Raw genomic sequence first — 12,433 nt, 5'->3', positions numbered from 1 at the left:
GTGATATTCCTGCGCGCCAAGCATTCCGCCATCATCGCGCCGGAGGCGCAGTGCGCATGAGTTCACCACCGCGCATCGCCATCGCCCTCGGGGCATCGTTCATGGGTTATGCCACTCATGCAGGCTTCCTGGCGCGTCTGCATGCGCTGGGGGTGCGTCCGGTCGCTGTCTCCGGCTCTTCAGCAGGGGCCATCACCGCAGGTCTTTACGCCTCAGGACTGGAGCAGGAAGTCATCCGGCAGGCGGTGCTCAGTCCTCGCCTCCATCTGTCATTTGCCATGCGCACCAGGTGGCTCTGGCACCAGCTCATAAGCAGCTTCTTTTGTCCTCATCCCGGCTTGTTCGACCCCCGGGGAGCCATCTCTCATTTCGAATCGGTCGTCGGCAAGCGGACCATCGAATCTCTGTCGGACCCCCGATTGCTGATCGCCTTGAGCGATCTGTCAAAACAAGAAACCCTTTTCGTTCGCAGCGGGCCGCTGGCCACGGCGATGGCGGCCAGCTCCTGCGTGCCGATGCTCTTCACGCCGCTTGAGTTTGAAAACCGCATGTGCACCGACGGCGGTGTCGCGCATGAGTCGCCCATTGATCCATGGTTTACGGATGACGACATTGATCACATCATCATTCACCGCATCGACCAGCCACGAGGAAAGCCGCCGCTGATGCCGCTGTCCCGTCTGATGGCCACCATCGCCGCGACGCATGCATCCATGAACCGCCAGATTCTGAACGACCGCATTGAGCTGGCACGCCTGCACGGCAAAAAACTCACCATCATCACCACGAATCATTCACGCCCCTCGCCGTTTTTTCCGGGACGGCTCAAGCAGTGTTATGAGCTTGGGGACGTTACTGGGCAAAAGCTTTTCGACGCGGAGCTGTCGAGCCACGTCTGATCACAGCGTCCGCAGCATCTCCAGCGTCTCAGCGAGCTGCTTGTGACCTTCTCGCGAACTGAGGCGCGGGAATTTGCCCTGGATCATGACGAACTTGCCATTGCGCGTGAGCATGAGTTTGCGGTCTTTGATTTCGACATCGCTGATGCCAACGTGTGCCGCAGCGAGGCGGATGGCGGCGCAGGTGAGCAGGTTCTGCACGGCATGGGGGAGCTTTTCACCAAACTGGTCACGCCACTGGGCTTCCAGTTCCTCAAGCTCCTTGCGGGTCATGATCTCGCCAACCTGGCGGTAGGCGGTGATGCGCAGCTTGAGGTCTTCGATGAAGGTGGAAGGCAGGAAGGCCGGTGTGGCGTGTTTTTCCGCCTGCACCATCATGGCCTCGTTCATGACAAGGAAGTCTGAACGCAGCCCGACTTCGACCGGGCGTGCCACGCGGCGGCCCTGCATGCGGGCGACGCTTTGCTTGAGCATCTGGCAGTAGAGATCAAAACCGACGGCGGCGATGTGCCCGCTTTGCTCGGTGCCGAGCAGATTGCCCGCGCCGCGAATCTCCAGATCCCGCAGCGCGATTTTGAAGCCGCTGCCGAGGCCGGCATACTGCTTGATGGCGTTCACACGCTTGCGCGCATCGCCTGCGGTCACCGCATCCTGCGGCAGGAGCAAATAGGCGTAGGCCTGCACACCACCGCGGCCGACACGCCCGCGCAGCTGATACAGATCCGCCAGCCCGAAGCGGTCTGCACGATCAATGATGATGGTGTTCGCATTGGGGATATCGACACCGCTTTCGATGATGGTGGTGCAAACCAGCACATCCGCCCCCCCATCGACAAAGGTGTGCATCACGTCCTCCAGCAGCTCGCTGTCCATCTGGCCGTGGCCGATGATCACGCGGGCCTTCGGGCAGAGATCGCGAATGCGCTGCGCGACTTTTTCGATGGTCATCACGCGATTGTGCAGGAAGAAGACCTGCCCGCCGCGCTCGATCTCCGCTTCGACGGCCTGCTTGATCGTGCGCTCGTCGTAGGGGCAGATCATCGTCTGCACGGCCTGCTTGTTCGGCGGCGGTGTCTCGATGGTGCTCATGTCACGCATGCCCATGAGCGCGAGGTAGAGAGTTCGCGGAATCGGCGTGGCGCTAAGCGTGAGCACATCGACGAGGCGGAAGAGGTCCTTGAATTTTTCTTTGTGCTTCACACCGAAGCGCTGCTCCTCATCGATCACGGCAAGGCCGAGGTTTTTGAAGCGGACGTCTTTGGAAATGACGCGGTGCGTACCGACGACGATGTCCACCGTGCCCTCAGTGATGCCGCGCAGGATTTCCCGTTCGCGGTTCGGCGGCGTGAGGCGGCAGAGCATTTCGACGGACACGGGAAACTCGCTCATGCGCTGGCGAATATTCTCCCAGTGCTGGCGCGCCAGCACTGTGGTGGGCACGAGGATCGCCACCTGACGGCCACCCATGACCGCCTTGAATGCCGCACGAATGGCGACCTCCGTTTTGCCGAAGCCGACGTCGGCACACAGCAGCCGATCCATGGGTTTTTCAGCCTCCATGTCGCGCTTGATCTCCTCCACGCTGCGGAGCTGGTCTGGAGTTTCTCGGTATAAAAATGATTCCTCAAACTCGACCTGCCACTTCGTGTCCGGCTGGTGCGAATACGCCTTCAGCGTTTGCCGTTCTGCCGCCACGCTGAGCATGCGCACGGCGAAGTCCTCGACGCTTTTCTCGGCGCTCTTGCGCGTCTTCTGCCAGCGCGCTTCGCTGAGCTTGCTCAAGGCGGGTGCTTTGCCGCCGACACCCACGTAGCGTGTGACCAAGTGCGTGTGAGCCACGGGCACAAAGAGCTTGGCACCTTCGGCGTAATGCAGCACGAGCACCTCCTCGCGCTTGCCGGAATCACGCACCTCGACGCCGCCAAAGCGGGCCACGCCATGCTCGGCATGCACGACGATGTCGCCCTCACGCAGGTCGCGCATCACGTCGCGCGCCTTGCGCAGCACCTCGGCTTCATCAAGCTTCGAGCCGCGCACGCGGCGGATGTTTTGATGACGGCCAAAAATTTCCGCCCCGGTCAGCACCGCCAGTTTGGCAGCCGGCACGGTGAAGCCGCGGTACAACAAACCCAGCTTGGTTTCGAGCGAGGCAGGGAGGCCGCTTTGAAGTTCCGCGAAGCGTTCGCGCTCGGCCTCGTTATGGAAGAAAATGACCGTGCGCCAGCCGTCACCATGCCATTCGCGAATCTGACGGGCGAAGTGCTCACGCCGTGCTTCATGCAGAACAAAGTCGGACGCATCGAACACTCCCAGCGGGTTCTCATGAATCGCCGCTGAATAATCCTCCATGCCCTCGACAGGCGCCGCACCACTGAGGATGCGCGCGTGCGCCTCGCCATCGCAATCGATGGTGACGACGAAATCTTCTCTATGCAGATGCTCCCGCACCCGGGAGGCCTCCTCCGCATTGTCATTCATCTGCAGGATGACGCCCACGCTCTCCAGCCGCTTGATCGAAGACTGATTGTGCAGATCGAAGGCACGGATCGATTCGATCTCGTCATCGAAAAACTCCAGTCGCAGCGGTTCTTCCGCCTGCCAGGAGAAGAAGTCCACGATGCCGCCGCGACGGGCGAACTGACCGCGCTCGGTGACGACGGGCACACGCTCGTAGCCTGCCTCGCTCAGATCACGCAGCAGGTCCTCCACATCCAGCTTGGCTCCGATGCTGAGTGTGCGGCGCTGGCTGGAGATTTCGGCCAGGGCAGGAGCGGGCTCGTCCAAACTTTCCGCGCACAGCACCATGACCGGCGCGTCTCCTTCCATCATGCGGCCAAGCACCCCCGCGCGTTCCGCCAGCAGTTCGGGGTCAATCAAGGCATCGTTCACCACCTGTCCAAGACGCGGGAAATACAATGCGGGACACTGCCATACACCGAGCTCAGCATGCACGTGATCCTGCGTCTTCACGTCCGCGCACAAGATCCAAACGCGACGCCCTGGCAGGGCCTTCTCCGCGTGCCGAACCATGAGCGCCGCCGCAAAGCCAAAGGCCTGCGGCGTGACGTGGTCGAGCACCAAGTCTGTTTGCTTGAGTTTTCGCTGAAATTCGGCAGCGGCAAGAGTCAGATCCACCAGACCGAGCGCATCCCCCCGCGCACGCCCGGAGGGAGGTGGTGGTTGGCGGTTCGCAGCCTTCTTCACGGCGCGAGGTTTGGTGGCGCGCTTGACGGGGTCCAAAACAAAGCGCCGGGTGAAAACACCCGGCGCTGCATATCAGCGTGCGAAACGCGTAAATTCAAGGCTGGGCCGTGAACTATTTCGGAGTGCCGCTGAATTGCGACTTTGAACCGTTTGCCTGCGGCTTGCCCACGGCAGCCACCAAAAGGTCATCCTTGGTGGCCCACTTCGTAACTTCACGTCCGTTTTTGTCAAAAATACGCACCGCAAGCCCACCCATACCATCCGACTGGATGGCGCTGTCGCCATTGGCCCAGTAATAGCCGCCCGCGAGTTCTTCTTTATGCAGGATGACTTCTGAGGTGTCCACTGTCGCAGTACCGGAGCCGGCGATCATGGCGACTTTGCTGCTGCCGGAAGTTTCGATGCGGGCCGCGCCTTTGCCCTTGCCGGAGTCTTCCCGGCGGAAGCACCAATAATCGACACGCAGGTCACCGACCGCCGTGGGCTGGCGGTTCCTGATGTTGATTTTGTAAATCCAAGTCTCCTCTTCGTGAGTCACGGCCCCACGCTTCGTGCGGGTCTGATTGAGCTTTTTCTTGGTGTAGGTCACGTCAAAGCTGTACTTCGTATTGGCGTCCGCCCAGTCGGAGATGACTTTTTGATCTGCGGGAATGAAACTGCTGGCAGCCACATTGAAGGTGCGGCCATCTGCCGTTCGTTTGAGCATGACCTGTCCCCCGGAAGCTGCCAAAATCTCTGCGTCGAGTTTGCGACCTTGGAGGTCGGTAAATTCATGGGCAGAAAGCACCGGAACAACAGCAAGGAGGCACAGACTGGCGAGGATGTGAAGTTTCATGGCGGAGGGGTGTCAGGATTAACGAATAGATGCTAGTATTTTTAGCTGCTGATCGTCAACCAGTTTTACCAACGTGTCATGCAACTGTTCTATTAGTCAACAGTCTAATTACTACGACTGTTCAACCGATTACGCACGAGCTCAATCCTTGGCGCTTGCCTGAAGAACCGCTTTAGCCAACGCGTTGATATTCAAAGCCATGAAAGCCTCAACCCAATTCTCCCGCCGCCGATTCCTTCAGGAGTGCTCCGCAGCAACCACGGCACTGGGCTTTCCCACGCTGATCCCGGCATCCGCCTTGGGGAAAAATGGTGCGGTCGCTCCGTCCAACCGCACGACCCTTGCGTTGATCGGCTGCGGTGGTCGCGGTACGGATGTGGTGAAAAATTTCCTGCAGGATGAGCGAGTGCAGATCATCGCGGTGTGTGATGTGGAGCGCGAATCCGACCGCTACAACAAGGGCATCATCAAAAAGGCGGGAACACTGGGCCGCGAGCCGGCGCGGCGTCTGGTGGACAAAACTTACGGCACGCAGGGCTGCGCCACGCATGAGGATTTCCGCGAGGTGCTCGCGCGCAAAGATGTGGATGCCGTTCAGATCGCCACGCCGGATCACTGGCATGCGCTGATGACGGTGGCAGCGGCGCGGGCGGGAAAAAACATCTACTGCGAGAAGCCGCTGAGCCTGACCGTGGCGCAGGGTCGCTTCATGAGCGATGTGGTGCGTGACAGCAAAGTCGTGTGGCAGACCGGCAGCCAGCAGCGCAGTGACATCCATTTCCGCATGGCCTGTGAATACGTGCGCAACGGCAGGATAGGCAAACTGACACAAATCCGTGTCGGACTGGCGAGTGACAACCGTGATAACAACGGCAGCGCGGCACTCACTGCGCCTGCGCCCGTGCCGGAAGGATTGAACTACGATTTCTGGCTCGGCCCCGCGCCTGACGCCCCCTTTTGCCCGGCACGGCTGCACTCGAACTGGCGCTGGTTCTTCGACTACTCCGGCGGCAACATCACCGACTTCGGCGCGCATCACCTCGACATCGTGCAATGGGCGCTGGGGCAGGATGAGAGCGGACCGGCCGAATTCTTCGACCTGAAGGCCACCTGGCCCGCTGCAGGCAGTCTCTATACCACGCCACCGACGTTCTCCTTCGCCTATCGCTATGATGATGGCACCACGGTGCGCGTGGCTGACAAGCAGGACTTCGGCTCCGGCATCCTCTTTGAGGGCGAAAACGGCAGCGTGCTCTGCACCCGGGGCAAACTGGAGATCAAGCCCGACTCGCTGCGCAAGCCGCTGGCTGAAAGCGATGTCCGCCTCTACGAGAGCAAGGACCACTTCCGCAATTTCATCGACGCCATCCAGGACGGCGTAAAACCCGCCGCTCCCATCGAGTACGCGCACCGCAGCATCACCATCGCGCATCTGGCCAACATCGCCCTGCGGCTGAACCGCACCAAGCTGCGCTGGGATCCGGCGAAAGAGCAGATTCTCGGAGATGAAGAAGCTTCGGCCATGCTGACACGCCCGATGCGCGGCCCGTGGCAGCTCGTGTGATTTGCATGTAACATGCGGTCGCGTTTCCTGAAGAAACGCGGCCAACATGCCCGCCAGCCCTTCTCATTCCCCACTGTTTGCGACCACTCGTTGGTCCGTCGTGCTGGCGGCGAAACACCAGGATTCCCAGCAGGCCATGGAGACGCTGTGCCGGGCCTATTGGTATCCGCTGTATGCGTATGTGCGGCGCGATGGTCACACCCCACACGATGCCCAGGATCTCACGCAGGAGTTTTTCGCGCGACTGGTGGAAAAGGACTGGCTGCGTGCCGCCGGACCGGAGCACGGGCGCTTTCGCACCTTTCTGCTCGTGGCGATGAAGCGCTTTCTCATCAACGAATGGCACAAAAGCTCCTCGCAGAAACGTGGTGGGCACATCACGCATGTACCGCTGGATGCGGAAGATGCGGAGCGTCGATTTGCGAGCGAGCCTGATCTGGCACCGGATGCGATGTTTGAACGGCGCTGGGCGATGACGCTCCTGGAGCAGACCTTGAACAGCCTGGAGGCCGAATTTGCCGCATCATCCAAGGCGGGTGATTTTCAGGCGCTGAAGCATTGCCTCACACTTGATCGCGGCAGCATCTCCTACCCGGAACTGGCGGCCCAAATAGGTTGCAGTGAAGGTGCGGCACGCGTGGCAGTGCACCGAATGCGCAAGCGTTTCCGTGAGCTGTTTCGTACCAGCATCGCCTCCACGCTGGCGGAAGGAGAGGATGTGGACATGGAGTTGCAGCACGTGGTCGCGGTGCTGAGCAGCGTTTGATCGGAATTCGCTTGTAACACGGCTGCAAACTCCCTGAACTACTCATGGAAGCGATGAGCACCGAATCCACCCCATGCCCCAAATGCGGCGGCGCACTGCCGGCCGATGCCCCGCAGGGCCTGTGTCCGCGCTGCCTTGCCGCATTGAATTTCGCGACGGAAACGCTGCCGCCGGATGCCCTTCCTCTTTCACCCCAGGCACCTTTGACTCCGGAGGAACTCGCCCCTCATTTCCCACAGCTGGAAATCATCAAGTGTCTTGGTCGTGGTGGCATGGGTGTGGTTTACAAGGCCCGGCAGAAAACACTGAACCGCCTCGTCGCTCTCAAGCTTCTGGCACCTGAGCGCTCGAATGACGCGAAGTTCGCCGCACGTTTTGAAAAGGAGGCGCAGGCACTGGCCGCACTGAATCATCCGCACATTGTCACAATTCACGACTTCGGCCAGGCCGGCGGCTATTTCTTCCTGCTGATGGAGTACATCGATGGCGTTAACCTGCGTCAGGCCATGCAGGCAGGCCGGTTCACGCCGGAGCAGGCGCTGGCCATCGTGCCCCCGGTGTGCGAGGCGCTGCAGTATGCGCATGAACACGGCATCGTGCATCGCGACATCAAACCGGAAAACCTGCTGCTCGACAAAACAGGACGCGTGAAGATCGCTGACTTTGGGATCGCCAAGATGATCGGCACAACAGCGGAGAATGGCGGCGAGTCTTTGTCACAGCCGTTCGGCACACCGGCATATGCAGCACCGGAGCAGCGCAGTGAAACGAGCCATGTGGATCATCGTGCAGACATCTATTCACTCGGTGTGATTCTCTACGAGCTGCTGACAGGAGAGCTGCCGCAAGACAAACTCGAACCGCCTTCAAAACACGTGCAGATCGACGTGCGGCTGGATGAGATCGTGCTGCGGGCCTTGGAAACAAAACCGGAGCTGCGCTTTGCCACGGCGGCAGAGTTCCGCACGCAGCTCGTCGGAGCGGTGACACCCATGCCCGGAAAAATAGAGGTGGAAAAAGCGCCCACAGCTTCGCCGCAGCCTCAAAAAAGGCGGGGTGCCCTCGGCATGGTACTGGGCTTGTTGATTGCAGGAATTCTAGCGGTGCTGTTTTTCCTGCGTCAGGATGCTTCGCACATCAAAACGGCCAACGCTTCAAGCCGGGTGTTCATCATGAGTGAGCACAGCGGGACTGCATCTTCCTTTTACGTCCAATGGAGAGTGAGTGCTCTGGAAGCGAGCGAAGTGCGCATCGAATATGCCAATGTCACTCAGTCCAGCCGCATGCGGTGGAACCAGGCCTCTCAAGACTATGAAGTGAAGGCACGGATCGAAATCACCCGCCTCAAAGACGAGCTTGTTCGAATTCACACACAGATTGGTGACTCTGAAAACACAAAGAAACTCAACTGCAATTACACACAACTCCAGAACGAACTTCTCACGACCAGCCTCGTCTCTGCAAAAACAAATACAGACAGTGCTATTGTCATTTGTCGTCTGCTGGGCCAGCCGCTGACACTTGAAATGCCTGCCAATACGAGCACACTTTCTGCGACCGTCACTCCTCAGGAACAATTCGGAGTCAGCGCCCGTATCTTTGGCCTGCAAATCCTGGTGCTGGCCTTGGTGGTGGTCGGTCTCATCTGGTTGATTCGTTCTCTGTTCAAACGTCAGCGCATAGGCTGTGCGGTGGTGCTCGTCATCCTGATGACGCTGCTTTTGTTAGGCGTGGCAGGCAGTTTGGCGTGGTATTTCAGCGGCCAGTCCCCCGGCAAAAGTACGGCTTCTGCTCAGCCGCCTGCCAAATCCAAGGCCCTTATGTCGGCCTGGGCGAACAGGCTGGGGGAGGATCTGCTCCTTTGTCAGCGGCAAATGTCCGAACTCCGCCAGACACTCGGACCAAACCATCCGCAGATGAAGTCCTTGAGCGAGCAAATCACCATGCTGGAGAAACAAATCGAGCTGGAGAGGCTGAAACCCGCGACCCGCATTCCACAGTTTGTGGAGGAGGATCCTCGATTCCTCAGCACCGCCGGACGCTCGCTTCAGCTGAACTCGCGTTACACTGTCAGTGTCGATTCCAAGCCCATGCGAGGAAAGGACGGCCTTTCAAGCATGCGCAGCTACACCCTCAAAGACAGGCTGAATGATGGGACCGCGGGTGTCACCACCTTTGCCCCCTTGTCGATTCAAAACGAGCGTTTCATCATTTTCTGGGACCGGGAGAAGGAGGAGTTATGGCTGGCGTCTCCCACCATCTTCCGCAGGCACCACCTGCCGCAGACCGGCAAGACCGTGGAGGAAATGTTCATGAAGCCGGTCATCCCGGAAGACTTCAAGCTTCGCATGCCGGACCCATTTCGCGAAGCCATCAACCACTGGCTCCTTGGTGAAGCTCGTGGAGATGACTTATCCAATATTCTGATCACGCCACAGGCCGGAAATTTCACTCTGATCGCCATGCTCTCCCGCATGCATTACTTTGGAAGTGAGGCGCCGCGATATGCGGAATACGAATGTTTCAAAATCGAGACTGATCATGCCCAAGGTCATGCTTTCATTCCTCGGCATGAAGCCTTGAGCAAACTCCTTGAAACATTGCTCCCCTGGGGCAAATCAACACAGTTTGTGATAACCCTCACCTGGCGGCATCAAGGCGCTGTGAGCTGGCTTGAATTGATTGGTGCCAAACCGTTTTGAGGGTTCCTATTTTGACCTTGCTCGCCTTGTCCGCCCTATCGCGCCGACTCGGCCTCCTGCTCTTCTTCGGCAGCTTTTTCTTTTTTGGCAGCTTTGTCCCTGCCCACTGCATCGAAGGGTGCAGTGACGACCTTGCCGGTCGTGGAAACGGTTGTGGTTACAATTTTTCCGGCCGTCTTAACCGGCACGGTAACGAGGGAGCAGCCGGGTGTGGCAAGACACAAAGCATAAGTCATCAGGATGGTGGTTTTCATATATTCTACTATACGCATTCAACATCAAACTCGCGCTTGTCATCCAAACTGTTTCCAGAACATGAGCACCGAAATAATTAAACCTATGGCGGTAATGAGATGCCTCACTCTCTGCGGTGAGATGCGCTGGGAGAAGTGTGCGCCGAGGTAGTAGCCGATCAACGCACCCGCTGTGAGGGCCAGCGCCTGCGGCCAATTGACCATGCCGACTGCAATGAACCACACGGCCGCAATGACGTTGATCAGCGATCCGAGAATGTTCTTCAGCGCGTTCATCTCGTGGATGTTCGTCATCCCCATGAAACCGAAAGAAGCGAGCATCAGGATGCCGATGCCTGCGCCGAAAAACGCGCCGTAGATCGCCACCGGCAGCTGCAGCGCGATGGAAAACCACAGAGCTTTCGCCTTCCCCTCCGTGGCCGACTTGCGCAGAAAGCCCTGAAGGAAAAACAGCACGGTGGCAAACAGCACGAGGAAGGGAATGAGCTTCGAAAACTGATCATCGCTGGTCTGTGTCAGCAACCAGCTACCGATGGCCGCACCGATGAGACAGATGGGAACAAAGCTCCACAGCAGCGTGCGGATCGCCTTCAAACGCCCGCGAAAACCCACGATGCTGCCAGCAGTGCCGATGACCAGACCGACGGTGCTCGTGGCATTTGCCAGCACGGGCGGCGTGCCGCACATGAGCAGCACCGGAAACGTCAGCAAAGTGCCCCCACCCGCAATGGCGTTGATCGCACCGGCAGTGCAGCCTGCGGCGCTGAGGGAGAGGATTTCAATCCAAGTCATGCCTCTCACTACTCAGCACAGAGCACGTGGAAAGTGCGGTCTGTGGGCGAAACGAGCTATTTTGCCTGCGGATTTCGCAGGTAATAGAGATGCCCATCCTCCGCGCCGCCGACGAAATCCGGCAGGCCGTCGGCGTTGAAATCCACCGTGGTAGGGCTCACGTCGTGACCTTCGATGTTGGCATCAATGAGAAGGCCCATGTCAGCGAAGAACCATTTGCCGTCGCTGCTGGAGGTCTGGCGGATGAAGTTGGCATTGGCGGAGTTGAGCAGGATGTCGAGCTTGCCGTCCTTGTCCCAGTCCATGATGCAGATCTTGCGCCTGCCGCTTTTACCCGCAATACCAGCGTTGAGACGCAGCGGTTCACCGGGTTTCATGGCGACAGGTGTTTTCACTTTGACCGCCTTGTCCGCTGCCGCAGGTGCTTGCGCTTCCGGCGCGGCGCAGAGAACACGCTGCGGGTGCTTGAGGATGAGTTTGCCTTTCTGCTTCGCCCGCTCAAAAAACGCGAGATAACCTTCCTGATCGAGCATGATGAGATCGGTGAGTCCGTCCTTGTTCCAATCGACAGCGACAGGTGTGGTGCGCCACTGGGTGAGCAGCGCCTTGCCCTCCGGACGCAGCCAACCGTAGGCGAGCGTAGGCTGCGCCCCATTCCATTCGACTTCCACAGGCTGCGCAGCGGCAAGCTGCGGCTTTTGGCGTGTGCCTATATTTTTGTACCAGACGACTTTGCCGAGGATGGAGTTCAGCAAAAGATCGGGCAGGCCATCGCCATCCCAATCTGCCACGGTCTGCGTGGTGTAGCCCCACTTTGCCTCGCAGGGGCCCTGAATGCTGCCATTGCCACCGGCCATCGGACGGATGACCTTGCCCGCAGCTTGGAGGCGCACGGGTGCGGCCCACTTTGGCTGCTCCACACCTTTGCCGCTGAGGTTTTCAATGAAGCCGACGTAGCCCGCCGTGTTGCCGCAGATGAGGTCCATGTCGCCATCGCCATCCCAGTCAAAGCCGACTGGCGTGACGAGCGCGCCAAACTTCACCTGATCCGCCTCCTGCTGGAAGTAGCGCGGCTCAGCATAGACAGGAGCTTTGTTGTCGAGTTTGCCGGTGTTTTCGATGAAGGCCACGCGACCGTCTTCGTCGCCACAGATGAGATCAAGGTCACCATCCTTGTCCCAGTCGATTGCGGTTGGCGTGATCATTTCGAGATCCATCGTGAGATAGCGGCCCGTATCGGCCTTCAGGCGGACGCTGAGTTCATACTTCGGCTTGGTGCGCGTGCCGGTGTTTTGAAAATAGGTGAAGCCGTCGAGAAACTCGCCGCAGAGCAGGTCGAGATCGCCATCGCCATCGAAGTCTGCAAAGTTCGGCGAAGGCCAGCCGAAGGTTTCCACCGGGCGGTCGGTGGCCATGA

Annotated in this window: 9 protein-coding genes; 4 read left to right on the top strand and 5 right to left on the bottom strand. The window is 59.1% G+C overall.

The genetic code is table 11. From position 1 onward, the window contains the following. On the top strand, nucleotides 1-899 hold an 899-nt coding region (locus tag WAW39_RS12750), incomplete at its 5' end, for a patatin-like phospholipase family protein (RefSeq protein ID WP_422319370.1). Here WAW39_RS12750 and mfd read toward each other — a convergent pair. Then, entirely contained in the window at nucleotides 900-4,103 is a 3,204-nt protein-coding gene (mfd, locus tag WAW39_RS12745; protein ID WP_422319368.1) for a transcription-repair coupling factor, read from the bottom strand. It lies immediately after the preceding gene. A gap of 112 nt (nucleotides 4,104-4,215) precedes the next feature. Beyond that, a complete protein-coding gene (locus WAW39_RS12740; RefSeq protein WP_422319366.1) occupies nucleotides 4,216-4,938 on the bottom strand; it encodes a hypothetical protein in 723 nt (240 codons plus the stop codon). Between the two features lie 199 nt (nucleotides 4,939-5,137). Here WAW39_RS12740 and WAW39_RS12735 point away from each other — a divergent pair, with 199 nt between their 5' ends. The 3 genes from WAW39_RS12735 to WAW39_RS12725 are packed head-to-tail and all read left to right on the top strand — an operon-like array spanning nucleotide 5,138 to nucleotide 9,970. Further along, nucleotides 5,138-6,502 carry a Gfo/Idh/MocA family protein gene (locus WAW39_RS12735; RefSeq protein WP_422319364.1) on the top strand — a complete coding sequence of 455 codons (1,365 nt, stop codon included), beginning with the start codon at nucleotides 5,138-5,140 and terminating at the stop codon, nucleotides 6,500-6,502. A 46-nt stretch (nucleotides 6,503-6,548) separates the two neighbouring features. Then, nucleotides 6,549-7,268, top strand: a complete 720-nt coding sequence (locus WAW39_RS12730) for an RNA polymerase sigma factor (protein ID WP_422319362.1) — start codon at nucleotides 6,549-6,551, stop codon at nucleotides 7,266-7,268. A gap of 53 nt (nucleotides 7,269-7,321) precedes the next feature. After that, on the top strand, nucleotides 7,322-9,970 hold the full coding sequence (locus tag WAW39_RS12725) for a protein kinase domain-containing protein (RefSeq protein WP_422319360.1): 2,649 nt from the start codon (nucleotides 7,322-7,324) through the stop codon (nucleotides 9,968-9,970). A gap of 35 nt (nucleotides 9,971-10,005) precedes the next feature. On the opposite strand, the gene WAW39_RS12720 is transcribed toward WAW39_RS12725, so the two are convergent. The 3 genes from WAW39_RS12720 to WAW39_RS12710 all read right to left on the bottom strand — a co-directional run. Further along, nucleotides 10,006-10,224: a hypothetical protein gene (locus WAW39_RS12720; RefSeq protein ID WP_422319357.1), complete on the bottom strand. Its 219-nt coding sequence runs from the start codon at nucleotides 10,222-10,224 to the stop codon at nucleotides 10,006-10,008. A gap of 39 nt (nucleotides 10,225-10,263) precedes the next feature. Continuing rightward, nucleotides 10,264-11,016, bottom strand: coding sequence for a sulfite exporter TauE/SafE family protein (locus tag WAW39_RS12715; RefSeq protein WP_422319355.1), 753 nt, complete (start codon nucleotides 11,014-11,016; stop codon nucleotides 10,264-10,266). Nucleotides 11,017-11,072: 56 nt separating this feature from the next. Beyond that, a partial coding sequence (locus WAW39_RS12710) for an FG-GAP repeat domain-containing protein (RefSeq protein WP_422319353.1) occupies nucleotides 11,073-12,433 on the bottom strand: 1,361 nt, incomplete at its 5' end.

Source organism: Prosthecobacter sp. (assembly GCF_049294395.1).
Taxonomy (GTDB): Bacteria; Verrucomicrobiota; Verrucomicrobiia; order Verrucomicrobiales; family Verrucomicrobiaceae; genus Prosthecobacter.
This window is presented reverse-complemented; position numbering and strand designations above follow the sequence as displayed.